Annotated in this window: 21 protein-coding genes; 3 read left to right on the top strand and 18 right to left on the bottom strand. The window is 64.5% G+C overall.

From position 1 onward, the window contains the following. Positions 1 to 11: 11 nt before the first annotated feature. Positions 12 to 1,454, bottom strand: coding sequence for an adenosylmethionine--8-amino-7-oxononanoate transaminase (gene bioA / locus ACERK3_12575; protein ID MFA9479119.1), 1,443 nt, complete (start codon positions 1,452 to 1,454; stop codon positions 12 to 14). A 186-nt stretch (positions 1,455 to 1,640) separates the two neighbouring features. On the opposite strand from bioA, the gene ACERK3_12570 reads away from it, so the two are divergent. Continuing rightward, complete coding sequence (locus tag ACERK3_12570) at positions 1,641 to 1,826, top strand: hypothetical protein (protein ID MFA9479118.1); 186 nt, start codon at positions 1,641 to 1,643, stop codon at positions 1,824 to 1,826. 236 nt (positions 1,827 to 2,062) lie between these two features. On the opposite strand, the gene ACERK3_12565 is transcribed toward ACERK3_12570, so the two are convergent. The 5 genes from ACERK3_12565 to ACERK3_12545 are packed head-to-tail and all read right to left on the bottom strand — an operon-like array spanning position 2,063 to position 9,116. Then, positions 2,063 to 3,511, bottom strand: a complete 1,449-nt coding sequence (locus ACERK3_12565) for a sugar transferase (GenBank protein ID MFA9479117.1) — start codon at positions 3,509 to 3,511, stop codon at positions 2,063 to 2,065. 3 nt (positions 3,512 to 3,514) lie between these two features. Beyond that, positions 3,515 to 6,016, bottom strand: coding sequence for a hypothetical protein (locus tag ACERK3_12560; protein ID MFA9479116.1), 2,502 nt, complete (start codon positions 6,014 to 6,016; stop codon positions 3,515 to 3,517). 28 nt (positions 6,017 to 6,044) lie between these two features. Continuing rightward, positions 6,045 to 7,097, bottom strand: a complete 1,053-nt coding sequence (locus ACERK3_12555; GenBank protein ID MFA9479115.1) for a hypothetical protein — start codon at positions 7,095 to 7,097, stop codon at positions 6,045 to 6,047. Continuing rightward, on the bottom strand, positions 7,094 to 7,987 hold the full coding sequence (locus ACERK3_12550; GenBank protein ID MFA9479114.1) for a WecB/TagA/CpsF family glycosyltransferase: 894 nt from the start codon (positions 7,985 to 7,987) through the stop codon (positions 7,094 to 7,096). Before ACERK3_12550 ends, ACERK3_12555 begins: the two co-directional genes overlap by 4 nt. Further along, positions 7,977 to 9,116 (bottom strand): hypothetical protein, encoded by a 1,140-nt coding sequence (locus tag ACERK3_12545; GenBank protein MFA9479113.1) that lies wholly within the window; start codon positions 9,114 to 9,116, stop codon positions 7,977 to 7,979. The genes ACERK3_12550 and ACERK3_12545 overlap by 11 nt, the downstream gene beginning before the upstream one ends. On the opposite strand from ACERK3_12545, the gene ACERK3_12540 reads away from it, so the two are divergent. Together ACERK3_12540 and ACERK3_12535 are read left to right on the top strand one after the other, a co-directional pair. Beyond that, positions 9,111 to 9,383, top strand: coding sequence for a hypothetical protein (locus ACERK3_12540; protein ID MFA9479112.1), 273 nt, complete (start codon positions 9,111 to 9,113; stop codon positions 9,381 to 9,383). The genes ACERK3_12545 and ACERK3_12540 overlap by 6 nt on opposite strands. A gap of 7 nt (positions 9,384 to 9,390) precedes the next feature. Continuing rightward, the gene (locus ACERK3_12535) at positions 9,391 to 10,383 is read left to right on the top strand and encodes an alpha/beta hydrolase (protein MFA9479111.1); all 993 of its coding nucleotides are present in this window, start codon (positions 9,391 to 9,393) and stop codon (positions 10,381 to 10,383) included. Here the strand turns inward: ACERK3_12535 and ACERK3_12530 are convergent. The 12 genes from ACERK3_12530 to ACERK3_12475 form a co-directional block, all read right to left on the bottom strand. Then, a complete protein-coding gene (locus ACERK3_12530) occupies positions 10,266 to 11,324 on the bottom strand; it encodes a lysylphosphatidylglycerol synthase transmembrane domain-containing protein (GenBank protein MFA9479110.1) in 1,059 nt (352 codons plus the stop codon). The genes ACERK3_12535 and ACERK3_12530 overlap by 118 nt on opposite strands. A 94-nt stretch (positions 11,325 to 11,418) precedes the next feature. Further along, entirely contained in the window at positions 11,419 to 12,249 is an 831-nt protein-coding gene (locus ACERK3_12525; protein MFA9479109.1) for a DapH/DapD/GlmU-related protein, read from the bottom strand. Beyond that, positions 12,246 to 13,382: an NAD-dependent epimerase/dehydratase family protein gene (locus ACERK3_12520; GenBank protein ID MFA9479108.1), complete on the bottom strand. Its 1,137-nt coding sequence runs from the start codon at positions 13,380 to 13,382 to the stop codon at positions 12,246 to 12,248. The genes ACERK3_12525 and ACERK3_12520 overlap by 4 nt, the downstream gene beginning before the upstream one ends. A gap of 51 nt (positions 13,383 to 13,433) precedes the next feature. Continuing rightward, complete coding sequence (locus ACERK3_12515) at positions 13,434 to 14,921, bottom strand: FAD-dependent oxidoreductase (GenBank protein MFA9479107.1); 1,488 nt, start codon at positions 14,919 to 14,921, stop codon at positions 13,434 to 13,436. A 73-nt stretch (positions 14,922 to 14,994) separates the two neighbouring features. Then, on the bottom strand, positions 14,995 to 16,875 hold the full coding sequence (gene asnB, locus ACERK3_12510) for an asparagine synthase (glutamine-hydrolyzing) (protein ID MFA9479106.1): 1,881 nt from the start codon (positions 16,873 to 16,875) through the stop codon (positions 14,995 to 14,997). Positions 16,876 to 16,989: 114 nt separating this feature from the next. Further along, on the bottom strand, positions 16,990 to 18,186 hold the full coding sequence (locus ACERK3_12505) for a glycosyltransferase family 4 protein (GenBank protein MFA9479105.1): 1,197 nt from the start codon (positions 18,184 to 18,186) through the stop codon (positions 16,990 to 16,992). A gap of 24 nt (positions 18,187 to 18,210) precedes the next feature. Further along, positions 18,211 to 19,071, bottom strand: coding sequence for a hypothetical protein (locus ACERK3_12500; protein ID MFA9479104.1), 861 nt, complete (start codon positions 19,069 to 19,071; stop codon positions 18,211 to 18,213). Positions 19,072 to 19,076: 5 nt separating this feature from the next. Continuing rightward, positions 19,077 to 19,706 (bottom strand): metal-dependent hydrolase, encoded by a 630-nt coding sequence (locus tag ACERK3_12495; GenBank protein ID MFA9479103.1) that lies wholly within the window; start codon positions 19,704 to 19,706, stop codon positions 19,077 to 19,079. An 88-nt stretch (positions 19,707 to 19,794) separates the two neighbouring features. Beyond that, positions 19,795 to 20,913: a glycosyltransferase family 2 protein gene (locus ACERK3_12490; GenBank protein ID MFA9479102.1), complete on the bottom strand. Its 1,119-nt coding sequence runs from the start codon at positions 20,911 to 20,913 to the stop codon at positions 19,795 to 19,797. A 107-nt stretch (positions 20,914 to 21,020) separates the two neighbouring features. Then, positions 21,021 to 21,953 carry a glycosyltransferase family 2 protein gene (locus ACERK3_12485; protein ID MFA9479101.1) on the bottom strand — a complete coding sequence of 311 codons (933 nt, stop codon included), beginning with the start codon at positions 21,951 to 21,953 and terminating at the stop codon, positions 21,021 to 21,023. After that, positions 21,950 to 23,215, bottom strand: coding sequence for a glycosyltransferase family 4 protein (locus ACERK3_12480; GenBank protein MFA9479100.1), 1,266 nt, complete (start codon positions 23,213 to 23,215; stop codon positions 21,950 to 21,952). Before ACERK3_12480 ends, ACERK3_12485 begins: the two co-directional genes overlap by 4 nt. 13 nt (positions 23,216 to 23,228) lie before the next feature. After that, positions 23,229 to 24,287, bottom strand: coding sequence for an NAD-dependent epimerase/dehydratase family protein (locus ACERK3_12475; protein MFA9479099.1), 1,059 nt, complete (start codon positions 24,285 to 24,287; stop codon positions 23,229 to 23,231). Positions 24,288 to 24,302: the final 15 nt, after the last annotated feature.

The following is a 24,302-nucleotide window of genomic DNA, read 5'->3' as shown; positions in this document are numbered from 1 at the left end:
ACTAGATCTGTCTATATAGATGCGGGCGCGGGGCGCCAGGCGAGGAAGGTTTCGACCACGGTGTCGAGCATGTGTTCGAGGCTGGCGTGGGACATGGCGGGGATGGGCATGAGGATGACCACGTCGCCAAGCGGCCGGATGATGACGCCCTTCTCGCGGACCGCGGCGCAGAACTCGTAGCCTCGACGGGCGGCGAAGTCGAAGGGCCTGGCACTGTTGCGATCTTCGCAGAGCTCGATGCCGACCATGATGCCGCGCTGCCGAATGTCGAGCACGTGGGGGCAGGCTTCGGGATCGCGAAGGGGCGCAAGCCTGTCCGCGATGATCTCGGCGCTCTGGTTGATGTGTTCGATGAGGTTCGTGTCGTCGAAGCGTTTGAGCGATGCGACGGCAGCGGCGCAGGCGAGCGGATTGCCCGTGTAGGTGTGGCCGTGGTAGAGCGTGCGTCGGTCGGCAAGCTCGCCGGTGAAGGCTTCGTCGATTTCGTCGGTGACCATGGTGGCGGCGAGCGGGAGGTAGCCGGCGGAAATGCCTTTTGCGAGACAGAGGATGTCGGGGCCGTAAAAATTTTCATCGAGGTCGTGTTCGACGGCGAACATTTTTCCCGTACGCCCGAAGCCGGTGGCAACCTCGTCGGCGATGAGCAGCACTTCATACTTCCGCGCGAGGTCGGCGACGCCTTTCACAAAGCCGGGCGGCTGGCAGACCATGCCGGCAGCGCCTTGCATGACAGGCTCGATGACGATGGCAGCGGTCTCGTGGGCCTGCTCGCGGAGCATGCGATCGAGTTGGCCGAGGCAGTAGTCGGTGAGCGCGTCGGCGAGCGGTTGATGTTCGCTTGGCCAGACGTTGTCTGGGCGCGGGGGGAGGTTGCCGACGGCTTGCGGTGGTCGGCAAGGGTCGGGGTTGGGGAACCATGTGGTGGGGAAGACCATGGAGAGGAACGGCCGATGGAACAGTTCGCTGTAGCCGATGGACATGGCGCCGGTGGTGTCGCCGTGGTAAGCCCCTGCAAGCCCGATGAAGCGGTGTTTTTCAGGCTTTTGTCGGTGATACCAGTAGCCCACGGCGACTTTGAAAGCGACCTCAAGCGCGGTCGCGCCGGCGTCGGAGTAGAAGGTTTTCGTGAGCTTGCCCGGCGCACGATCGGCAAGCATGGCGGCGAGTTCGATGCTTGGCGGCGAGGCGAGACCGAGTAGTGTGGTGTGCGCGACCTTGTCGAGTTGTTGTCGCACGGCGTCGTCGATTTCGGGCACGCGGTGGCCGTGCACGTTGCACCAGAGGCTTGAGACGCCATCGATGTATCGCTTGCCTTCAGTGTCGATGAGGTACTCGTTCTCGGCGCGTTCGATGATCAGCGGCGTCTGTTCGCGCCACTGTTTCATAGGCGTGAACGGATGCCAGACGTGCGCGTGATCGAGCGCTGCGAGTCGTTTGGTGTCGTTGGCGTTCATGCGTTTCAGGATAACGGATGCGCGATTGCGTGTTGCGATTTTAAAAACGTTGGCGAACATTGCTCAAGCTGCGCGCGTTGCTCGGCCGATAAATGATGCGCGTTCACTGTTTTTGTGTTGACTTCCTTTTCCCACTACCGTTACAGTTGATTCAAGCTCCGAGGGCTGAACCGAAAGGATAAGCCCATGGCTAAGAAGAAGGCCACCAAGAAGAAGGCTACTAAGAAGAAGGCGACGAAGAAGAAGGCCACCAAGAAGAAGGCTACTAAGAAGAAAGCCACCAAGAAGAAGGCCACTAAGAAGAAGGCTACAAAGAAGAAGGCCACTAAGAAAAAGGCGACCAAGAAGAAGGCCGCCAAGAAGAAAAAGTGACGCTTCCGATTTGATCCTTCCCGACCGTGTGAACCCATACGGTCAACCCAATGCCCGACACCGCCGCTCCGAAACAGGCGGGAACCGGGCAAGAACCCAAGCCAATAGCGCCTCGGAGCTCAAACTGCAGAAGGCGACCTCAGATGAGGTCGCCTTCTCTTTTTTTGCGCGTGTGGGGTTTGTGAATGGAGAAGCAGCGAGAGCCCAGGGACAGCCGTCCCTGGGCTTTGTAGGGGTTATTTGAAACCCAGGAGGTGGCGGATCGTGCGGTGGATGATCCAGATGTCGAGCGACCAGCTCATGCGATCAACATACTCCAGGTCGTAACGAATCCACTCCTGGAAGTCTTCACCCTCGCGGCGGGTCCGCATGACCTGCCACAAGCCGGTGATGCCGGGGCGGATGCTCAATCGCGCTTCACGCCAGGCCGGGCAATACTGGTTTTCCGCGTGCGGGCTGGGGCGCGGGCCCACGACCGACATCTGCCCGACGAGCACGTTCAGCAGCTGTGGCAATTCGTCGAGGTGGGTCTTGCGCAGGAATCGGCCGACCTTCGTGACGCGCGGATCGTTTTCCATGAAAAACTGCGGGCCGTCGACCTGGTTGACCGCTGCAAGCTGGGCTTTGATCTGCTCGGCATCGTTTCGCATGGAGCGGAACTTGAGGCAGGGAAACTCCCGGCCGCCGAGCGTCTCACGCATGTGGGCAAAGAAAAACGGTCGGCCGTCTTCAAGCCAGATCGCCAGCATGATCAAGGGGAACAAAGGCAAGACCATCAACAACGCCGCAAGCGCGAACGCGATGTCGAACGCACGCTTGGTGATGCGCTTGCCCAGGGCGGGCGGGCGCGGGGTGCTGTTGAGTGGGCGGAAGACGGGGCCGGGCTGCGTGGGCCAACGCCAACGGGTGGGTGTGTCGGCGTCGACGTTGGTGACGTCCCAGAGCGCGGCCGGGCCGACGATGCTGGTGGTTGGTTGCATGGGTTGGCCTGCACCGATCCAGACGGGGCCGACGCAGCGAACGTGATCGTGAAGGGGCGTGTCGATGTCGGTCCAGACGCCGTCGGTGTGTTGCTTTGCGCGTGGAATGGTGCGATCGGGTCTGCGCCATTGCTGGGCGAGCGAGAAGATGAATTGTTGTTGTTCGTGTGGGTCGTGCGCGGTTTTGAGTTGGCCGGGGAGGGAGATGGTGGTGCGTTGATGATGGGGGACTGCGAGGCGTAGATCGCGCCAGCCGAGCATGGGCGAGTCGGCGTGTTGCCAACGCTTGGCAAGCGTGCGGTGGGCAGTGATGGCGAGTCGAGCGACGCGGGTGTGTTGCTGGCAGTAGATGCGTTGGAAGTGGAGGAACTGACCTTGCTCGTTGGTGTCGAGGCGTTCGCAGTAGGTCTGGCGTCGTTGGCTGTGGAGTCGGATGAGCAGGAGGTCGTCGCGTCGCCAGAGTAGGGTGTTAATGGCGCGTTGGAGTCGGAAGAGAACGAGGTGGGGCGAATCGACGAGCAGGTAGAGTTCGGCGCGTCGAGTAAGGGGCGCGGGCGTGCCGCGATGGACGACCTGGACGCTGCGCGCGGCCCAGAAGCGTTGGTGAAGTTCAACGGCGTCGAGGCCCCATATCACAGGCTGGCCGAGGGCGTCGGGTTCGTCATTGGGAAGGGTGTGGAAGACGTCGGGGGGTTGGGGGGGCATGGGTCAAAGCCCGTTGCGGGGTTGGTTGCGTTCTTCGGCGCGTGGGCCTGGTGCGTAGGAGGCGACGGCGGAGCCGACGGGGCCGAAGCGTGAGGCGGCGGCGTGGCTGCTGGGGTGTGGGTTGAATGGCAATTGAGATTCGACGGCGGCGCTTTGGCTGCTGCGCGAGCGCGAGTAGGAGCGGAACACGTCACGCTGAAGGGCGTGGTTGAAGACGACGCCGGCGAGTGGTGTGCCGATGGACTGAATGTGTTCGAGAGACTGCACGAGCGTATTGCGTTCGACGCCACGGGAGACGACGAGGACGACCTGATCGGCTTCGGCGGCGGTCATGGCGGCTTCGATGCTGCCGGGGATGGGGCCGGTGTCGACGAGGACGACGTCGAAGCGTTTGCGAGCCTGGTCGAAGACGCGTTTGAGCGCGGCGGGCGAGAGGAAGCCGGCCTGGTGCGGTCTTGCCGAGCCGACGGGCAGGACGGAGAGGCGGCGAACGCCGGTGTCGGCGGTGCAGTTGGTGAGGGGTTCGCCTTCGCAGACATCGGGCAGGCCGAGCTTCATCTCGCGTCGAAGCGATCGGGCGTAGTCGAGGTTTTCAGGGCTGAGGTGGCCGAGTTCGACAAGCATGTCGCCGAGTGGTCGGCCGAGCATCTGGGCGAGGGGTCGCGTGCCTTCAATAGCGGTGTTGTCAACGAGTTTTTCGCGAAGGAGCACGTCGGCAAGGCTGCGGTAGACGTTGGCGTTGAGCCTGCGCGAGAGGCCTGCGCCGACGACATCGCAGTCGATGATGAGCGTGCGTGCTTCGCTGGTGGCGAAGCTGAGGCCGAGCGCGATGGTGAGGCTGGTTTTGCCTGCGCCGGCTTCTGGCGAGGAGACGGCGTAGACCTTGCCGGCGTCCTGGTTGTAGTCCATTTGAATGGTTTGAAGCTGGCCGCGCTGATCACGCATGAGGACAGGCGAGTGGCGAGACTTGTGGCCGACCTGGAGGAGTGTGCGAATGTGATGGACGCAGTGGGCGGCGATGGCGACCTGCTCGGGGGCGGCGAGGTCGGCGGGAAGCGTGGGGAGGATGCCGAGCAGTCGAGCGGTGGGCAGACTGCCTTGCGCGTCGTCGACGTGTTGCACGCGGCGATCGAGTCGGCCGAGGAGCATGACGAGGCCGACGCCGAACATCGCGCCGCCGCCGCCTGCGAGTGCTGCAAGCTGGAGTCGTTGCCCCTGGTTGTAAGGTATGCCTGGGATTTCGCCCCACCCGATGACTTCGATGCGCTCGGCCAGGGGGGCCTGGAGGGTAATGCGGTCGATGTAGCGTTCGGTTTCGGCGAGCTCGGCGCGGCGTTGGTCGAGGGTTTCGTAGATGTCGTCGATGGCCTGCTGTTGTTCGCCGAGGACGAGGGCTTCTTCTCGCATCTGCTCGCGAAGGCGGTCGAGGTCGCGTTCGCGCGTGACGAGTTCATCTTCGCTGAGCATGGTGTCGAGCATGGGCATAGTGGGATCAAGGGTGGTGGGCATCTGAGGCAGCGCGATGTCGCCGGAGGTGAACTGCATGGCGTAGGCTTCGATGCGCTGGTTAAGTGCGTCGCGTTCGGCGGTGGTGCGGGCGACTTCGCGATGTCGTTCGCCGAGGCCGAGGCGTTGGTGTCGGTCGATGATCAATTGCAGTTGTTCGCGTTCTTCGAGCATGTTGCGCATGCGTTCGTCGACCATGGCGATTTCGTCGATGGAAGGCGGCTCGCGGTCTTGCGGGTCATCGCCGGCTTCGCGGAGGCTCTGGAGTTGGACGCGTGTGCGTCGGAGCATTTCCTGGACTTCGCTGAGCTGTTCGAGTTGGAGCTGGTATCGGCGGGAGAGGCCTTCGACGCCGTATTGGCCGGCGATTTCCGTGCGTCGGTTGCGCAGCCGGGCGAGGTCGCTGTTCAGGCGATCGCGGCGAAGGTAGAGTTGGTGAAGGATCTGTTCGTCGGCTCGGGCTTCCTGCTGCTGGTAGAAGTTGTGGTAGGCCTGGATCGCGGCTTCGACGGCGGCGGCGGCGGCGATGGGCTCGCCGTCGTAGAAGCTGATGCTCATGACCTGACTGCCGCGCGATCGACCGACGTTGAGCTGGTTGCGGAAGTACTGGACCCACGGGTCGGAGCCGCCGCGGCCGAGGCGTTGCCAGGCTTCGTGCTGGACGGCGCGTTCGACGACCTGTCGGCTTCGCAGCAGTGCGGCCTGTGCGTCGAGGTACGCGTCGTAGTGCGGAATGTCGCGCGTCGAGCCGGTGTGCTCCATGACGGGGCGAACGCTGGGGGCGACGCGGATCGAGCCGGTACTGCGGTAGATCGGATCGATCCATTGATACCCCCCTACCGCGCCGGCGATGCCGAGCAGGAGGGCGAGGATGATGGCCCAGTGCATACGGCCGCGCAGCAGGCGAAGCAGCGGGCGCGGTCGGGGCGTGTGGTCGTCGCTGGCGGTGTGGTGGCCGTCGAGCTGGAGTCTGTCGGATGTTGAGCCTGGGTCTGGCATATCTGCTTCTCCCGAGTCGGTTGGCGCATCAGGCGTGTGGTGTCGATGCGCTGCGCCGCAGTCGGCGGGGTGCGGCGATCCATGTATCTGTTCGCATTCCTGCGGCGCGGATGTAGCCGCCTGGCCCGACAACGCAGCGGACGAGGACGGCGTCTGCTTCGACGCGTCCGCCGACGAGCACGACGGAGTCGTGCAGCAGCGCGTGTGGGTGGACGGCAGCGCCGGGTTCGATCAATGAGAAGGCCGGGCGCCAGTCGGGGAGGTCGGCGTGCTGGCCGGCGGCGCGTCTGAGTTGCATCGCCCAGCAGCGGAGGGCGTGAAGGTAGCCGGGCGCGTGTCGCAGTGGCAGGCCGGGCGTGGCGAGGCTGCAGCCAACGGGCCTGGCGCGCCATCGCGCGACGTGCACGGCGAATGAGGCGGCGAGTCGCGGGAGGCCCTGCTCTTTGAAGTCGACAAAGCCGACGGGGGGTAAATGTCGCAGTGGGCCGCAGCGCAGGAGCATGAACCCGGCGGGCGAGCCGTCGCCGCGTGCGAGCAGGCGGACGTCGCCGGGCGTTCGGCCGAGGCGGTGAAGGACAGACCACAAGGGGGCGAAGAGCAGTTGAGCGGCGTCGGCGACGAGGACGAAGTCGTCATCGTCGTAGTCGAGCGTAACGTCGCGAAGCAGGCCGCCTGTGCCGCGAAGCTCGAAGGGGTCGCGTTCGATGGAGACGGCGACGGAGGGGTTGTGCCGCGGCCAGTGTTGGGGGGGGCGGGTCTGGCGGTCGATGAGGATACGTACGGGCAGGTGGTGAAGGTGCAGGTGGTCGGTGAGTCGGGCCAGGTGTTCGTGCCAGCAGGTCTGGACGGTTCGATGCGCGTCGACGGGCATTTCGAGCAGGCTTCGGCTGACGGCTTGCTGGATAGCGTCGGGGCGAAGCGTGCCGGCGAGGAGGATGACGGCGCGCAGGCGGTGCGTGAGCAGGTCGCGTGTTTGTGGGTCGAACAGCGTTTGCGCGGATAGCCGACCCATGGGCGCGTCGGTTGACGCGTGGGGGGCGTGGGTGACGTCGTTTGTGTCGGTTGTCAGGGGTCGAATCACGTGGCCCGGTTCCCTCCGTCGATCAAGGTTTGCGAGTGGATCGCCACGGGCTGACCACGCTTGGGCTTGCATCGAGACAGACCAGCGCGGCAGAGCAGCGACATGGCAAACGGCGGGCCGTCGAGCAGGTACCGTCGGCCGAGGCGTGTCGGTTCCTGCGCGAGGCGGTGCATCCATTCGAGGCCGGCCTGCTGCATCCATCGCGGGGCGCGTCGGACCTGGCCGGCGACAAAGCTGAAGCTGATACCCACACCCAGCCACCACGCATTGGGCAGCACGGGCCGGAGCTGTCGGATGATCTGCTCCTGCTTCGGCGAGCCGAGCGCGACGAACACGATCGCCGGCTGGGACTCGCGCAACCGCGCGGCGAGCTGGTCAATCGCAGCGGGGTCACGGTCGAAACCGTAGGGGGCTTCGTCATACCGGACGACCGGCGATCCGGGAAAACGTTCGGCGAGCACGGTGGCGGCCCGCGCTGCAGCGCCGGGCGCGCCGCCGAGGAGGAACAGCCGATGGTCGCGCAGCGCAGCAGCTTCGCTGAGCGTCTGAATCAGCGATGAACCCGCGACACGCTCGGGCAGCGGCGTGCCCTGCAAGCGTGAGGCCCAGACCAGCGGCATACCGTCGGCGACAACGATGTCAGCCTCGGCGAGCATGGCGCGATAGACAGGGTCACGTCGAGCGCGGCGAAGGTGGTCGAGGTTGGGCGTGATGACCCAGCCGCCGCGGTTGACCGCGAGCGCGGCGAGGATGTGGCGGATGCACTGCGACTCGGTGAGGGCGTGCAGACGGAAGCCGTGCAACTGCACTTCGCGCGGCGGGTCGAGCGGCGATGCGATCTCGAAAGACAACGCACGCGCTTGAGCTTTGAGGGCGGGGTCAGCTCGCATGGCGTTGCTCCAACTCGTAGACGGGCGCGTCGGGCTGGTTGCCCTGTTGTGATTGGGCATGGGCCTGACGGTCGGCGAAGCGGTTCAATGCGTCGAGGTAACGGCGAACGGGGTCGCGGACACGGTCGGCGAGGGCGTGCTCGACGCGTTCGATCTGCGCTGTGAGCCAGGCGGTGTGCGCGGGGGCAAGGTGGCGGCAGTCGGCGGGTCGGCCGAGCAGGTCGACGATGGGGCCTTGGGCGTCGGCCCATGCCTGGCGCTGACGTTCGAGGCCGAGCTCGTCGCCGGCGAGGTAGTACATGTAGGCGAGCATGGGCAGGTTGTTGCGGGCAGGCGGGACGTAGCGGGCGCGGCGGTGGAGTTCGACGTACTGGCAGACGAGCTGCGTAGGGTGCACCATCGAGCCGGGCATGAGCGGGAGAAGCGATCGGCGAGCGTTTCGCTGTGGGTAAAGGAACGTGTCGAACTCGATGCGTCGGCCCTGATGTCGGGTGATGCGGTTGAACAGGTCGATCGGGTGATGGTTCAGCCGAAGCTCGCGGACGTCGCAGGCCATTTCAAAGGTGACGGCGAGGCGGTCGTCTTCGACGATGCCATTGCCGTGGTAGTAGTTGACGCCGACGTAGTGGTCGCCGCGCTCGCGGATGGCGTGGTAGCGTTGTTCGAGCATGCTGCGATCGAGCAGCAGCGCGTCGAGATCGTGGATGATGGCGTACCGCGTGCGGGTGTGGGCGAGGGGGAGCGCCCAGTTCAGCCAGCAGTAGCACCACGCCCAGCCGATGGCGTCGAGCACGCGGGCCTGGCGGCGGTCGTAAAAGAGAAACCGCAGCGGGAGGTTGTCGAACCGCTTGCGAAGCGCGTCGAGCAGGCGATGATCAGCGCGGGAGCGAATGACATCAAAGGCGATGATGACTTCGTGCAGATGCTCGCGACGCTGCTGCTGAAGCAGCGCGAGATTGGCAAAGAGCACGCGGGTCAGGCCGACGGGGCAGCCAATGACGACGGTGTAACCGGGGGCCGGCGAGTGAAGCGGCTGCCAGTTGCAGATCGGCGTCATGGCGGCGCGCAGTGCGCCGCGTCGCAGTCGAGCCAGATAAAAACGCAGGTTGTCGTCATATTTTTCATGCATGATGCGCTGCTCACCGCAGCGCCCACGCGCAGTGCCCGCTTCCCGTTTCGACCTATCGTAGACCGCTACCGGTCAAAAGACACTGGTCAAGAAGGTGTTGTTTGGATGACGAGCAAAGTTTGTTGCGTTTTAAGTGCTCGGACAATCGTTGTCGTATTCGAGTTGCCAGTTGAAGCTTTCGAGGACGAGCATGAGAGGAAGTACGAAGGACGCGGCGAGGCCGTGCCGCGCTACAATCGCGCGGCTGCGGCGACGTGGGTGGAGTGATGATGCAATGACGCAGTTGGTGGGGAATGGCCTGACGTCGGCGATGCGCGCCCGAGCACATCGGGCGCGGGATGTTGTTTCGTTGATGTCGTTGCTTGGTGTGGCCCGGCCGTGGCGGGTGCGACTGCTTCGGCCGACGGTTGAGCGGGCGGTGACGTTGACGGCAGATGGGTTGCGGCTGTCGGCAGGGTATTGCCCGGTTGATGAGACAGTTCGGCCGGGCATTGTGCTGGCGCATGGGGCGTCGCGGCAAGGACGGCGGCAGGCGTTGATGCTGGTGCTGGCAACGCTGCTGCGGGCACGGGGGTATCACGTGTTCAGCTACGACGCGCGATGCTATGGCGAATCGGATCATCCTGCGACGGCTAACGATGCGGCAGGGTTCGACTTTTCGCGGGATGTCAGCGCAGCAGTGGATTGGCTTAGCGGTCGGCCGGAGGTGGACGAAACGCGAGTGTACGTGCTGGGCCACTCGTTTGGCGCGGGCGCGGCGGTGGCGGCGGCGGCAAACGATCGGCGGATCGCGAAGCTGGTGTTATTCGGCCCGCCACGACGGCTGCGCGAACGGTTTTTGAATGAGAGGGCGGCCGATCGTCGGCAGATTCTCGCGCGGATGCAGCGCGATATGAACGTGCCCTATGAGCTCAACGAAGACGTCGTGTGTGAGATGGTAAACAAGCGTGACATCGAAGCGCATGCCGAACAATTTGCGAGCGGAGGTCATCCGCCAACGCTGTTGATCGATGCATCGCGCGAGAGCGAAGCGGACCGTGCGTTTCTGCAAGCGGTGGCGGCGCGGATGGGCGATCGGGCGGAGTACTGGACAGCGAGTGGGACGGATCATTACCTGAACACGGGGCGCGTGGGCGCGTGGGTGGTGTATCACCCGGCGTGTGTGCTGCCCTTTGTGGAGAAGGTGGATGGATTTTTGGGTGGGGCAGGATCGGGGGGGCCCACGGTGGGACACCGTGGGCTTCGAGGGGGTGGTGGTGATGGGTAAGCGGTTGTGGGGAGAGTGAGGTGTACGAGGAGGCCGAGGGAAGACCAGAGCAGTTGCTTGAAGCGGACGAGGAGGCTGGCTGCGACGCCAAGGGTGGGTGAGAGGCCCAGCAGTTGGAAGCCGACCATGAAGGTCCATTCGCGGACGCCGACGCCGTTGAATGAGATCGGCAGCATGGTGACGATCAAAGCGATGGGGGTGATGAGTGCGATGGGCCACCATGGGACGGGCTCGCCCAGCGCGCGGCAGGCGAGGTAGACGTTGACGATCGTGCCCAGGTGAAAGGCAAGCGAGAGCAGCAGCGCTTTGACGATGGCGGTGCGGTGTCGGCGGTAGTCGCGGAGAGATTGCTGAAAGCGATGGAGTTTGTCGAGGGGCTTGTGGGTGACGCGGAAGCGATGGGTGAGTCGGCGGGTGAGTTGGAGCAGGCGAGGGTCGAAGATGATGATGGTGACGAGGCTATAAAGGCCGAGGCCTGCGAGGGTGAGGGTAAGCAGCGGTGGGTGTTGGCGGAGTGGTGAGGCGAGGGCGATGGCAATCAGGCCGAGGGCGACCAGGACGGTGAGGCCGAGGAAGCGTTCGACGATGATGGAGGCGAGAGCTTGCTGGTAGGCGTTGATGCGTTTGCCGAGCATGACGGCGCGGACGGCGTCGCCGCCGACGGAAGAGGGGAAGAGGTTGTTATAGAACTGGCTAAGGATGTAGAGGCCGAAGAGGGTTGAGAAGCGAGGGTGGTGGCCGAGGGGGTGGAGCAGGAGTTTCCACTTCCAGACGGAGAGCGCGACGGTGATGGGGGTGGTGATGGCGAAGGCGGCCAGCCAACCGAGGTGGATTTGCTGAAGAAGTGTGGCAAGCTCGCGCCAGTCGGCGCGGGAGAGTACCCATGCAAGCAGGGTCAGGCCGAGGGTAATGCGCAGGATGCGGGTGATGGGCTTGTACATGGGGGGGACCCACGGCCGGAGGCCGTGGGCTTCGCGCGGGGGATGGGAAATAGCAATCAGCAATCAGCAATCAGCAATCAGCAATCAGATTGTGTCACGGGTTGTTTGAATCGTCGTGTTTGCGGTTGCGGATGTGCTTGGCGGGGACGCCGCCGACGATGTCGTAGTCGGGGACGCTGCGGTTGACGACGGCGCCGGCGGCGACGATGGCGTCGCGGCCGATGGTCACACCGTCAAGGATGGTGACGGCAGCGCCGATCCAGCAATGTTTGTCGATGTGCAGGCCACCCTTTTGTGTGCAAGGTTGGTCGCCGACAGGGATGTCGATGCGAGCGAAGCCGTGGTTACCGCCGGCGACGAAGTAGCCGTGGCCTGCGACGAGGACTTTATCGCCCATGGTAAGTTGCGTTTCGGCGACGAGGGTGCAGTTGACGGAGATGTTGACTTGATGGCCGAGCCGTATTTCGCCGCCTTTGCAGGAGAGGATGGTGTTTCGTCCGATGATGGCGTCGTCGCCGATGACGATGGCGGGGTCTTGGTCGCCTTTCGCGTCGAGGACGCAGTGGTCGTCGATGATGACGCGGTCGCCGAGGTGGATCCGGTGCGGGTGTCGGATGGTGACGTTTTTGCCGATGACGACGCCTTGGCCGATGTGGCCGAACATGGTGCGGTAGAGTTTTTGTCGCAGGAAGAGGCCGATCGCACCGGGCATGGGGCCGAGCGTCGTGGTGAGCAGTTCGTATTGGAACAGTCGGGCGAGGCTGTCCGAGCCGACGGTGAGCGACATGTATTTTTGCATGGCCGAGGTCTGCTGATCGCGGAGGACCTGGCGCAGGTGGGTGTCTGTGTCGCTGGTGGACGGCGGCGCATGGTCGAGCGTGTCGGAAGAGCGGGTGGTGGTGGCCGTGGTGGATTGATCGGTCATGGGAAGGGTCCGGAATAGGTTGAAGGCGCGGATGGTGTCGTTGATGGGGGCGTGGTTGATGTTCTGCTGGATGGTCCCCCGGCATCGCTGCGCTCGTCCGTGGGCTTGATTGGGATGGGACGGCTGGGTTTGAGGTAGTTGTGCTGGAAGTACCAGGCGGCGGTGCGGGTGAGGCCTTCGGGGAGGTCGACTTTGGGTTGGTAGCCGAGCTCGCGCCGGGCCTTGGCGTCACTGAAGCCGCGCGACTTGGTGAAGAAGTCGAGGCGGCGATGGTGCAGCGGCGGTTCGATGTTGAAAGGTCGGCAGAGGATTTCGCAGGCGGTGGCGGCGAGCTTGAGAGGCGTGAGGGGCAGTGAGCCTTTGGTGGGTGGTCGGCCGACGGCGTGGGCGACGTGGTCGGCGAGTTCGCGGATGGTGGTGTGGCGTGGGCCGGCGAGGATGTAGGTTTGGCCGAGGGCGGCGGGGTGTGTGCCGCAGAGGATGATGCCGTCGACGAGGTCGTTGATGTAGGTGAGGTGGTAGTGGATGTTGCCCTGGCCGAACATTCGGAATCGGCCGGTGTGGATCATGCGGAAGAGTTTGAGGAACCGCAGGTCGCCGGGGCCGTAGATGCCGACGGGCCGAAAGATCGAGCCGGGCTGATTGCCGTTGAAAGCGTCGCGTGCGAGCAGCTCGGCTTCGAGCTTGGTTTGCTGGTAGATGTCGCCTGGCTTGAAGGGGGCGTTTTCGTCGGCGGGGAGTTGGTCGATGTCGCCGTGGACGCCGACGGTTGAGCAGTGAACGGTGCGGGCGACGTTGTGCTCGCGAGCCGCGTCGAGGACGTGGCGTGTGCCGTTGACGTTGACGTCGTGGTAGACGCGGTCGGGGTGCTTGGCGGAGCGATAGAGGGCGGCAATGTGGAAGATGTGAGTGCAGCCCGCGGCGGCGCGGCGGACGTCGTCACGATGAGTGAGGTTGCCGACGATGGTGTCGATGCCGTCGCGTTGGAGAGGCGCGGCGCGATCGCTGTCGCGGACGAGTGCGCGGACGCACCAGCCACGATTGGCGAGGGTGCGTGCGAGGTGGCCGCCAGTGAAGCCGGTGGCGCCGGTGACAAGGGCGGTGCGAGGGGGTTGGGGTGCGTTGTGTTGCATTGGATGATTTTGGGTTTTTGGAGACGACCGAGGGATTGCCATCCCTGGGCTTTATTGGGAGGCGGCGCGAGGGAGTGGGCAGTCGGCGGCGGTGAGCAGGTCGCTGATGCGTTGTGTGAGCTCGTGTTCGTGTGAGGCGTCGCTTGCCCAGTCAGTTCGCCGCAGGAGCAGGTCGTCCAGGTGCGCCACGGCTTCTTCGCGGACGATACGCGTCAGCTCGTATCGAGTGAACGCGTCATCATGCCGGAACAGTTGCTCGGGGCAGGTCAGGTCGAGGCGTGGGTGGTTCACCGGGCGTTGGGTACGGGGTTGATAGTCAGGCAGTTGGCCAAGGTGTGCCCACGCGCAGCGAAGCGCATGCTCGGCGACGTGGCGGGCGGTGGTGAACTTGACGCCGACGACGGTGACGAAGCCGGGCGCGGCGTGGCGGTCGTTGGCGTGGTCGTGGATGACGGGACGATTGGCGAGGGTGGCGTCGGCGGGGTGTGCGGCCGGCAGCAGGCCGGCATAGACGCGGCGAACGTCGATGGCGGTGAGGTCGAGGCCGGGGATGGCGGCGTTGAGGTCGTTGAGGAAATCGGCAATCTGCGCGGGCGTGGGGTGCGGGCGGGAATTGTTGCGGGCATGCCAGGGCACGTGCACCGTGCCGGCGAGCAGTCGGCCACGCCAGGGTTGGACGAAGTGCACCGGCGCGCCGACAGCGGGCGCTTGCACAGCGACGGCGGCGCGGGAGAAGGCTGGACGATCAAGCAACAGGTTGAAGGCGAGCGATGGCGTGAACAACGCGGGCGGCGTGTCGAGGGTCTGCTCAAGCAGGTTGGCGACGGCGGGGCCGGCGCAGTTGATGACGGTGCGGGCCTGGACCGTGATGGGCTGGCCGGTGCGGGTGTCAATGGCGACAAGGGTGTGGCGGTTGGGCACACCGGTGATGACCTGCTTGACGTTGACGTAGTTGCGTGCGGTTGCGCCGCAGGCGCAGGCCCAGCGGAGCATCTCAATGAGCACGCGTTGGGAGTTGACCATGACGGCGTCGTACCAGAGCGCGCCGCCTTGCAGCCCGCGACGAACCACGCGGGGAAACCACTTGATCGTTTCGTCAGCGGACAGCAGACGACTGGCCGGTAGATGAAGATGCGGCTGGACGTCGTGATTGCGGTGGCGGGCGAGTTGATCGTTGAGCCAAAGCGCGGCGTGAAGCGGGGCGGGCCGTTTGAGGCCGCGGCTGTAGAGGGGCATGAGGCAAGGCAGCGGTCTGATCAGTTCGGGGAAATGTTGGCAGAACCACTGGCGTTCATTCACAGATTGGCGGAATCGCGCGAGGTCGAGGGTCTGGAGGTAGCGGAGTCCGCCATGGAGGATGCGTAGGGAGTTCCAGCTTGTCGCGCCGGCGAAGTCGTGGCGTTCGAGGAGGATGGGGCGGAGGCCGCGGCGTGCGGCTTCGAGTGCGACAGCGATGCCGTAGACGCCGCCGCCGACGATGGCAAGGTCGAATGGGGTGCTGGCTATTTTCGTGATGTTTGCGGTTGGATGGGTGATCATGATGATGATTGAGCAGTACAGTTGAAGCTGTACTGCCTTTTTGGGGGAGACGTTGTATGGGGTCAGGCTGGAATTAGACTTGCCAGCGTTGACGCCAGTCGTGGAAGACGATGAGGGTCCAGAGCAGGTGGCTGTGGTTGGCCCGGTCGGTGAGATGCTCGTGCTTGAGGCGTTCGATGGTGCTTGCGTCAAAGATGCCCTGCTCGCGGATGCGGTCGGGGGCGAGCATGTCTTCCATGAGCGGACGAAACTCGCGTTTGAGCCAATGCTTGATGGGAATGCTGAAGCCTTCCTTGGGGCGATAGACGCAGCGCGGCGGAACGTGGCGGGCGGCGACGGACTTGAGCAGGGCCTTGGTCTGCCCCCCTGCCACTTTCAGGTTTGAGGGCATGGCAAAGGCGAGCTCGACAAGGTCCTTGTCGAGTAGCGGCACGCGGGCTTCGAGGGAGGCGGTCATGGACATGCGGTCCATCTTCACCAGGCAGTTGTCTGCGAGGTAGCTTTTGATGTCGACGTAGAGGGCTTTGTCGAGTTCGTCGGCACCGTCGGCCTGTTGCATGAGACGTTCGATGTGTTCGCCGGGCGGCGTGGTGAGTTGGGCAAGGGCATCGGGCTGGAAGAGTTTGCGTCGTGTGGCGGAGCCGGCAAAGAGTCGCCAGCGTGCGTGGCCGAGGGTGTCATCGTGTTCGAATCCTTCGACGAATCGTTTGGCTTTGTTGCGCAGGCCTTTTTTTTGCGGGCTGGGCGGTACGGCGCGGATGGTGGGTTCGAGGATGGATTTACGGAGCATGACGGGGATGCGTTGCCACTGCTTGGCTTTGGCCTGGGCGAGGTAGGTTTCGTACCCGCCGAACAGTTCGTCGCCGCCGTCGCCGGTGAGTGCGACGGTGACGTGCTTGCGGGCGTGTTGTGAGACGAGGTAGGTGGGGAAGATGGAGAAGTCGCCGATGGGGTCGTCCATGCTGGGCATAAGTCGGTCGAAGAGATCGACGACGTTGGGGGCGATGGTTTCGTAGTCGTGATCGAGGTTGAGGTGGTCGGCGACGCGCTTGGCCCAGTCCAGTTCGTTGTAGGTCGGGTCGTTGAAGCCGATGCTGAAGGTCTGGGCGTGGGCGCCCATGTGTGCGGCGACGAGTGAGCTGTCGACGCCGCCGGAGAGGAACGCGCCGAGAGGCACGTCGCTGATGAGTTGTCGCTGGACGGCCTGGGCGATGTGGCAGTCGACGGCGTCGGCCCAGTGGTGACTGGAGAGTGTTGCACGGTCGGCGGGCTGGATGGGGACGTCCCAGTAGCGATGCTGTTTGGCGTGGCCGGTGTTGAGGTCGACATCGAGCAGACAGCCGGGCTCGAGTTTGCGGACGGTGGTGAGGAGGGTTTGCGGGGCGGGGATGTATTCCCATGCGAGCAGTTGGCCGAGGGCGTCGAGGTCGAGTTCACGTTTGATGAGGTTGGAGGCGAGCAGGACTTTGACTTCCGAGCCGAAGACGAGGCGGTGTCGGTCGAGGCTGTAGTAGAGGGGTTTGATGCCGAGATGGTCGCGGACGAGGAGAAGTCGTTGGCGGTCGTGGTCGTGGAGGGCGAAGGCGAACATACCGTTGAGGTGTTCGGGGAGGTTGTGGCCGTGCTGTTCGTAAAGATGGACGAGGACTTCGGTGTCGGAGTTGGTTTTAAAGTGGTGGCCTTGTGATTGGAGGGCTTGGCGGAGTTGGGGGTAGTTGTAGATCTCGCCGTTGAAGATGACGCGGACGGAGTTGGTTTCGTTGGTGATGGGTTGCTGGCCGGTGGCGAGGTCGATGATGCTGAGTCGGCGCATGCCGAGCGCGACGCGGTCACGGATTTCGACGCCGAGGTCGTCGGGGCCGCGGTGGTGCATGGCGTGACACATGGCGTGGAGTTGGGCCATGTCAGGATGCACGTCGGCGGTGAAGGGGGCGATGCCTGCGATACCGCACATGGGGGGGCCTTGGGGTTTCTGGTTTGTGGTTTCTGGTTTGTGGTTTGTGGTTTGTGGTTGAGTGTTGGGTGGGACCCACGGATTCGCTGCGCTATATCTGTGGGCTTTATTGGCTCAATCGCTTTGTTTGTTGGTGAGGTGGGTGAGGAGGTTTTGGATTTTTCGGTCGTAGGCGCTGCGGGCGTAGGCGGTTTCGTAGAGGTGGCGGGCGGCGCGGGCTCGCTGCTGGGATTGGACGGGGTCGTTGAGGGCGGTGAGCAGGCCTTGCGCCATGGCGGTGGCGTCGGGATCGACGAGGAAGCAGACGTCGTCGTTGAGCACTTGGGTGTGGGACCAGATGTTGGTGGCGACGAGGGGCTTGCCGCTGGCGAGTTGTTCGTAGATTTTCAGCGGCGTGTTCGTGCCCTCGCGTCGGGGGGAGACCATGATGTCGGCAGTATCGAGGAGTTCGCGGGCCGTGTGCTTGGGGACCTGGCCGGTGAATTGGCAGGCGCCGTTTAGGCCGAGCGTGTCGGCGTGCTGACGGTAGGCTGCGACTTGCTGGGGCGTGCCGCCGACGATGAGCAGCTGGGCGTCGGGGCGGTCGTTGCGGACGCGGGCGAAAGCGTCGAGGAGAATGTCGAGGCCTTGATAGGTTTCGAATGTGCCGGCGTAGACGATGCGCGGGGCGGGGGGGGTTGCATTTTGCGCGTCGGTCCCACGGATTCGCTGCGCTACATCCGTGGGCTTTGTAGTGGTTTGGATGGGGTCGAAGATGGAGTTTTCGATGAGGAAATGGGCATCGGGGGGAACGCCCTGAGCGAGGGCATAGGTGGCGAGGTCGGGGCAGATGGTAATGACGGCGTCGCTGTGGCGGAGGGCAGTGTCTTCGAGGTGTTTGAAGATGGCGATGAGCAGGCGCGAGCGGGTGAAGCTGAAGTTGGTCAGCTGCTGGGGGAGGCTGGAGTGCATGTCGTAGACGAGCTTGAAGCGTAAGAGGGGCTTGAGGTATCGGCACCAGAAGACGGCTTCTTCGTGTGCGTGGACGAAGTCGTACCGTCGAGTAATCATCAATGTGATGGTGCGCAGGATCATGAATAAGTCGTAGAAGGCTTTGAGCATGGAGGGGCCGATGGGCGGTTGGCCGAGGAAGTTGAAGCGTGGGATGCGGTAAATGCGGAGGTTGGGGAGGTTGACGTCCTGGCCTTGGCCGTAGGTGAGCAGGTCGATGTGGACGCCCTGCTCGGCCATGACCATGGTGCGGTAGTAGACGCTGAACGGTGTCCCACGTGGCGTGAAAAAGGGTTGGGGTGCGATGACGAGGGCTTTCATGGCGAGGTCTCGGGTGGCGGGTTTTCAGGTTGCGGGTTTGAAGTTGGGGAGGCGGAGGGCGAGTTGGGCGGCGATGAAGGCGAGGTAGCCGTCGCGTCGGCCGAAGATGCGTGGTTGGGCGAGGTGATGGTGAAGGAGGTGGTGGAGTGTGTGGAAAGGACGTGTGTTGTCGGGCGGAATGGGAAGGATGAAGCCGAAGCGGCCGGCGCGGTGCTGCTGGCGCGGCAGGGGCAGCGGATCGGTGCCGGGGAGGAGGCGGACGGCGTGCTGGCGGGCAAGGTGGAAGAGGCTTGGCGTGGGGGTGTGCTGCGGTCGGCCGGCGTTGTCGCCGAGGAACAGACCATCGGCGAGCGGCGACTGGAGAAGTTGGCGAAGGGTTTGGCCGCGTTTGCCGGTCCACTTGCCGAAGCCCCAGGGGATGACGGTGAGAGCGGTGGTGCGTTTGAGTTGGTGGATGATGTCTTCGATGGGCTGGTGGTCGTCGAAGCGTCGGCGTGTGCCCAGCGCAAGGACTTCGAGTCGTTCGCGGGTGACGATCTGTCGGCCGGCGATGAGGGTGAGTTGCTGGCCGGTGTCGCGGACGAGTTGGAGCGATTCGTTTTCGTCGCGGGGGTGGACATGCCATCGGCCGAGGCGTTGGCCGAGGCGTCGCGACAGCTCGGCGAAGCGGTCGACGTTGAGCGATTCGGTGAGCATGAGGATGCCAAGCGGTTGTGGCGGCAGGTGCAGGCGGGCGGCGGCGCGGGCGATGTTGACGGCGGCATGGTCGAACATGACGGGCAGGTCGAAACGCGGGTGCAGGTGAACGTGGGCGTCGATGAGCGCAAGTGGGGCGCTGGTGGTTGATGTTGATGTGGGATGAGGTTGTTGGTGGGCCTGGGGCATGGGGGCTATGGGTTTCTGGTTTTTGGTTTCTGGTTTCTGGTTGAGGGCAGGGAGGGGAATTCGCTATTGCGCTGCGATGTGGGTCGTTGTTTGGGAGGCTGATGAGGGCGTGGGGAGAGGTAGTGGGCGGTGAGGCCGACCAGGGCGACGAAGATCAACTCGGTGAGCAACGTGATCAGGTGAAGGTGGAAGGCCCAGAGTTGAGAGTGGTGGGCGCCGAAGAAAAGAGGGACGGGGCTGGCGAAACGTTCGGTGGTGACGGGCCAGGCGAGCATGATGCCTCGGCCGGGGGTGAACAGGTCGAGGAGCAGGTGTGAGCTGTAAGCCGCGAAGCCGACGAGGGCGAGGGTGAGGCGGGGGATGGAGCGTTGAAGCAGCGGGTATGCGATGAAGGCGAACAGCGGTGCGAAGAGGATGGCGGCGAAGAGGCTGTGCATGTACGTGCCGTGGTCGTGCAGCGGGTGGGTGAAGATGAAGGCGAGGGCGAAGTCGAGGTCGGGAGCGATGAGGGCGAAGCTGATGAGCGCGTAGAAGGCCCATCGTCGCGGGCGCGAGAGCGCGTGGGCGGCGGGGTGTCGCGCGAGGAAGGGGCGCGCGAAGAAGGCGAGGCCGACGTGGGCGATGGGGGAAGGCATGAGGTCGTGAGTGTGAGGGCTGGGTTGGGAACCCACGGATTCGCTGCGCTATATCCGTGGGCTTTATGGGGCCAGTTTCGGAGGGGGGTTATGGATCGGATGGGGGTGTGGTGGTTGGGGGGGCGCCATGGGTGATGCGGCGGACTTTGAAGGGGGTGAGGCCGTGCGATTCGTGGTAGATGCGGACAAGCAGTTCGGAGAGGACGCCCATCATGACGAAGAGGACGGCCATGAGTGTCATGACCATGGCGAAGAGGAGGAAGACGTTGCTGTTGAGCATGACGGGTTCGCCGTGTTCGGTGAGGTGGCCGAACTTCTGCATGACGGCGAGTGAGGTGGCGAGGATGGTGATGAGCATGCAGACGACGGCGACCTTGCCGAAGAAGTAGATGGGTTTGGTGAGGTAGTCGCCGAGGAATTTGATGGTGAGCAGGTCGAGCAGGACTTTGACAGTGCGTTTGAGGCCGTACTTGCTTGTGCCCGCGGTTCGTGGGCGGTGGTTGACGACGAGCTCTGCGATGCGTGCGCCGCGCCACCGGCAGATGGCGGGGAGGAAGCGGTGCATTTCGCCGTAGAGTCGAACGTCTTCCAGGACGTCGCGTCGATAGGCTTTGAGTGAGCAGCCGAAGTCGTGAACCTCTGGCGTCCAGGTGAGTTTTCGGATGAGCCGGTTCGCGATGATGGAGGGCAGGCGACGGCTGAGGAGTTTGTCTTGCCGTGTTTTTCGCCATCCGGAGACGATGTCCCAGCCGGGGCGTTCGTCGAGCTTGGCGACGAGGCGCGGGATGTCAGCGGGGTCGTTCTGGCAGTCGCCGTCCATGGGGACGATGACGCTGCCGCGAGCGCGTGCGAAGCCGGCGGCCATGGCGGAGCTTTGCCCGAAGCGTTTGGTGAGTTCGAGGATGGTGATGCGCGGGTCGCCGCCGGCGATATCGCGGAGGCGGGTGGCGGTGGCGTCACGGCTGCCGTCGTCGACGAAGATGACTTCATAGCCGATGGATTGAGCGTCCATCATGGCTTTGAGTTCGAGGTAGAGCGGCTCGACGTTGGGCGCTTCGTCGAGCAGCGGGATGACGATGGAAACGACGACGGGTTGGCCGTGGTGGGCGGGGTCGGGGGGAGTCGACGTACCGTCGTGCACGGCGGTGTGGAAGCGATGATCGCTGCGATCGTCGAAACGGTGCAGGTCGGTGTGGGGTCGGATCATGGTGGGCCTCCTTGGGGAAGCGGGGGTTGGGGTTTGGGGTTTCTGTTTTTGGTTTGGGGTTTTTGGTTGGGCGGACCCACGGATTCGCTGCGCTACATCCGTGGGCTTTATTGGGGTGGCGGGGTGAGGGTTTGGGTGGCGGTTTGTTTGCCTTTGATGAGGCATTGGCGTTGGTAGTTGCGGAGGAAGCGACGGAAGGTTGGGTCGTCGTATCGCGGGTGGCGGGTGAGCATGGCGTGGGTGTAGCCGACGAGCATGGCTGCGCCGCCGAGGATGTAGGGACGGCGGGTCATGCGATAGGTGGCGGAGGCGAGCATGTAGAGCGGGTCGGTGCCCATGAAGTATTGGCCTTGGCCGTGGCGTGCTCGACCGGTGAGGATGCCGCGGTGGCTGGCGCCCATGGGGCGGAGGTGGATGAAGCGGAGGTCGGGTTCGTCCCACGAGCGAGCGATCCAGCCGAGCATGCGGCAGCGGTGACAGTCGATGCCGTCCCACATGACGCTGCGGACGAAGCCGTTGATCTGCTTGAAGCAGGTTGTGCGGTAGAACTTGGTCATGCCGACGGACATTTCGTCGCCGCAGGCTTCGCTGATGAGCGGACCTGCGAAGGACTTGTCGCGGTTGGTGGGCGCGGGGAAGTAGGGCTTGCCGCTGCACGTGCCGAGGCGCGGGTTGGCGTACATGCGATCGATGAGGATTTCGAAGTAGCGTGGCGGGAGGTCGAGGTCGAGGTCGAGCTTGCAGAGGAAGGGGAAGCGGTCGAGGTTGATGGTGTCGAGGCCTGCGTAGAAGGCGTCGACGACGCCGGGGCCGACGCGGCGCTGAGTGGAGCCGTCGCGTCGGAGGATGCGGATGTAGTCGAAGCGGCTGGCATAGTCGGCGAGGATGTCGGGGGTGGCGTCGGTGGAACCGTCGTCGACGATGACCCAGAGGGCTGGGGGGATGGATTGCCGGGTGACGCTTTCGAGCGTACGGCGGGCGTAGGCCGACTCGTCGCGGCATGGGGTGATGAGGCAGTAGTGATGAGTCGATGGGGTCATTGTGGTGCGGGGGCGGGCCCACGGTGGGACACCGTGGGCTTCGATTTAGTTGTGGTGACGTCGGCTGTGGCGTTGTTGAACAGATGGTGGAGGCGGGTGGCTTCGGTGCCGATGTTGAAATCGCGCTGGACGATTGCACGGCCGGCGTCGCCCATGCGTTGACGTTTGTCGGGATCGGTGAGCAGATCGACGACGCGGTCGGCGAGGGTGTCGGGGCAGCCGGGGTTGACGAGGTAGCCGACGGTGTTGTCGACGACAAGCTCGGCGACGCCGGCGATGCGTGTGGCGACGACGGGGACTGCGGTGGCCATGGCTTCCATGAGCACGACTGGGACGCCCTCGGCGAAGCTGGGGAGGACGAAGACGTCGGTGTGATGCAAGAGGTCGCGGACGTTGGCTTGCGACTGGTAGCCGACGAAGCGCACGTGGGCGGTGAGGCCGAGGTCGCGGGCGTGTTGTTCGAGTTGGGGGCGTTCGCGGCCGTCGCCTGCGAGGGTGAGTTGTGCGTCGGGGCAGCGGCGGACGATGGCTTGCATGGCGTGGAAGAGCACGGGGATGCCTTTGACGGCGGCGAGTCGGCCGACGAAGAGCAGACGGCGGCCGGGGGCGGTGTGGCGAACAGGTGTGAACTGTTGCGGGTCGACGCCGCAGTGCACGATGTGCAGTCGGGGCCAGGTGTCGGGGGGGGCGAAGATCATGGCCTGGCTTCGGCAGAAGTGGCTGATGCAGGCGACGAAGCGAGCGCGCCGGATTTTTTCGTCGATGCGCCAGCGGCGCGGTTCGAAGAAGATCGCCGGGCCGTGCATGGTGAAGCTGAAGGGAATGTCGGCGAGGGCGGCGGCGAGCATGGCCACGGTGCAACTTGAGTTGGCGAAGTGATTGTGGAGATGCTGAATCTTTCGTTGCTGGAGATGACGGGCGAGGGTGGCGGCTTCGGCGAAGTAGAGCAGTTGATAGACGGTGTCGCGCAGGCCGGGCGGTGCGGTGCGCCAGGCGAGGCGGAGGGTGGCGAGGTAGCGGCGCGGGGCGCGGGCGAGCATGGTGAAGTGGGAGGTGATGAGGTGGATCGGTTGTGGCGGGACGAGGTAGGTGGTGTTGTCGCGCTCGGCCTGCTGCTCGGGGCCGACGATTTCGTGGGGGTCGGGCCGACGTGCGGCGAAGGTGTGGACGGTTCGGCCAAGGGCGCGCAGGTGGGCGATTTCGCGCTGGACGAAGGTGTCGGTGGCACGGGGGTATTCGCCTGTGAGGTATGCGAGTGGCATGGTGATGTTGGGGTTAGTCGTTGGTGGTTTCGGTTTTGGGGGTGAGGGGGGAGGCCCACGGTGGGACATCGTGGGCTTCGGGGGGTTGTTGGGTGAGGGTTGGGGCGGTGGCGGTTTGCCAGCGGGCGGGGGCGTGCCAGTCGAGCAGATCGCGGGCGCGGCGGTTGGGGTATTGCAACGGTCGACAGCGGGCGTGGAGCGCGCGGCGGCGGACGATGGCGGGCAGGCGGAGTTCGCCTTGGAACAGGCGGCGGTCGAGCATGTCGAGCGACCAGGCGAAAGCGCGCATGAGCGTCCAGTTGATGGGGATGATGCGCGGCTGCATGCGGGGGCGAAGGGCGCGGCGGTAGCGGCGCTGGGTGGGCGGGTTGTCGTCGACGAGGTTGATGGTCTGACCGACGGCGGCGTCACGCTCGGCGGCGCGGACGATGGCGTGGGCGCAGTGGTCGGCGTGGGTGAGCGGGAGGCGTGCGCGGGAGCCGATGGCGAACCAGGTACGGCCGACGCGGACGCCGAGGCGGTCGGTCCACAGGTGTTCGGGCTCGGCGTAGACGACGCCGGGGCGGAGGATGGTGGCGCGAAGGTTGTGGGTGTCGACGGCTTCGCGGACGAGGCGTTCCTGCCAGAGCTTGGTGCGGCAGTAGTCGTCGCGGCGGGCGGGTTCGCTTTCGAGTGGGCTGTTTTCATCGAGCACCCCCCTGCCGCTGCGGCTGGGGATGGCGAGGTAGTCGTAGACGGTGAAGCTGCTGATGAGCACGAGTCGATCGACGTCGGCAGCGTGCATGGCGGCGAGCAGGTTTTCGGTGGCGACGACGGTGGAGGCCATTTGCGTGTAGTAGCTGCCGACTTTGGCGGCGGCGAGGTGGAGCACGGCGTCGATGTTTTCGAGATGGTCGACGAGGCCTTGCGGGTTGCGGAGATCGTGGCGGGCGAGGGTGAGGTTCGTGTTGGATGGGTGGTGGAAGGAAGCGGCGGGTCGGATGAGCGCGCGGACGTGGTGGCCGCGGGCGAGCGCGGTTTGGACAACGTGTTGGCCGAGGAAGCCGGTTGCGCCGGTGATGAGTAGGTGCATGAGTTTTTGGGGGGA

The sequence above is a fragment of the Phycisphaerales bacterium AB-hyl4 genome (assembly GCA_041821185.1).
In the GTDB taxonomy this organism is placed as follows: domain Bacteria; phylum Planctomycetota; class Phycisphaerae; order Phycisphaerales; family Phycisphaeraceae; genus Natronomicrosphaera; species Natronomicrosphaera hydrolytica.
This window is presented reverse-complemented; position numbering and strand designations above follow the sequence as displayed.

Excerpts from the sequence above, each read along its gene's own strand:
- ACERK3_12535 (MFA9479111.1), top strand. The coding sequence starts at position 9,391 with ATGACGCAGTTGGTGGGGAATGGCCTGACGTCGGCGATGCGCGCCCGA.
- ACERK3_12505 (MFA9479105.1), bottom strand. The coding sequence starts at position 18,186 with ATGAAAGCCCTCGTCATCGCACCCCAACCCTTTTTCACGCCACGTGGG.
- ACERK3_12485 (MFA9479101.1), bottom strand. The coding sequence starts at position 21,953 with ATGACCCCATCGACTCATCACTACTGCCTCATCACCCCATGCCGCGAC.
- ACERK3_12550 (MFA9479114.1), bottom strand. The coding sequence starts at position 7,987 with ATGCGAGCTGACCCCGCCCTCAAAGCTCAAGCGCGTGCGTTGTCTTTC.
- ACERK3_12565 (MFA9479117.1), bottom strand. The coding sequence starts at position 3,511 with ATGCCCCCCCAACCCCCCGACGTCTTCCACACCCTTCCCAATGACGAA.
- ACERK3_12525 (MFA9479109.1), bottom strand. The coding sequence starts at position 12,249 with ATGACCGATCAATCCACCACGGCCACCACCACCCGCTCTTCCGACACG.
- ACERK3_12500 (MFA9479104.1), bottom strand. The coding sequence starts at position 19,071 with ATGCCCCAGGCCCACCAACAACCTCATCCCACATCAACATCAACCACC.
- bioA (MFA9479119.1), bottom strand. The coding sequence starts at position 1,454 with ATGAACGCCAACGACACCAAACGACTCGCAGCGCTCGATCACGCGCAC.
- ACERK3_12520 (MFA9479108.1), bottom strand. The coding sequence starts at position 13,382 with ATGCAACACAACGCACCCCAACCCCCTCGCACCGCCCTTGTCACCGGC.
- ACERK3_12515 (MFA9479107.1), bottom strand. The coding sequence starts at position 14,921 with ATGATCACCCATCCAACCGCAAACATCACGAAAATAGCCAGCACCCCA.
- ACERK3_12540 (MFA9479112.1), top strand. The coding sequence starts at position 9,111 with ATGCATGATGCGCTGCTCACCGCAGCGCCCACGCGCAGTGCCCGCTTC.
- ACERK3_12545 (MFA9479113.1), bottom strand. The coding sequence starts at position 9,116 with ATGCATGAAAAATATGACGACAACCTGCGTTTTTATCTGGCTCGACTG.
- asnB (MFA9479106.1), bottom strand. The coding sequence starts at position 16,875 with ATGTGCGGTATCGCAGGCATCGCCCCCTTCACCGCCGACGTGCATCCT.
- ACERK3_12560 (MFA9479116.1), bottom strand. The coding sequence starts at position 6,016 with ATGCCAGACCCAGGCTCAACATCCGACAGACTCCAGCTCGACGGCCAC.
- ACERK3_12475 (MFA9479099.1), bottom strand. The coding sequence starts at position 24,287 with ATGCACCTACTCATCACCGGCGCAACCGGCTTCCTCGGCCAACACGTT.
- ACERK3_12495 (MFA9479103.1), bottom strand. The coding sequence starts at position 19,706 with ATGCCTTCCCCCATCGCCCACGTCGGCCTCGCCTTCTTCGCGCGCCCC.
- ACERK3_12480 (MFA9479100.1), bottom strand. The coding sequence starts at position 23,215 with ATGCCACTCGCATACCTCACAGGCGAATACCCCCGTGCCACCGACACC.
- ACERK3_12530 (MFA9479110.1), bottom strand. The coding sequence starts at position 11,324 with ATGTACAAGCCCATCACCCGCATCCTGCGCATTACCCTCGGCCTGACC.
- ACERK3_12570 (MFA9479118.1), top strand. The coding sequence starts at position 1,641 with ATGGCTAAGAAGAAGGCCACCAAGAAGAAGGCTACTAAGAAGAAGGCG.
- ACERK3_12490 (MFA9479102.1), bottom strand. The coding sequence starts at position 20,913 with ATGATCCGACCCCACACCGACCTGCACCGTTTCGACGATCGCAGCGAT.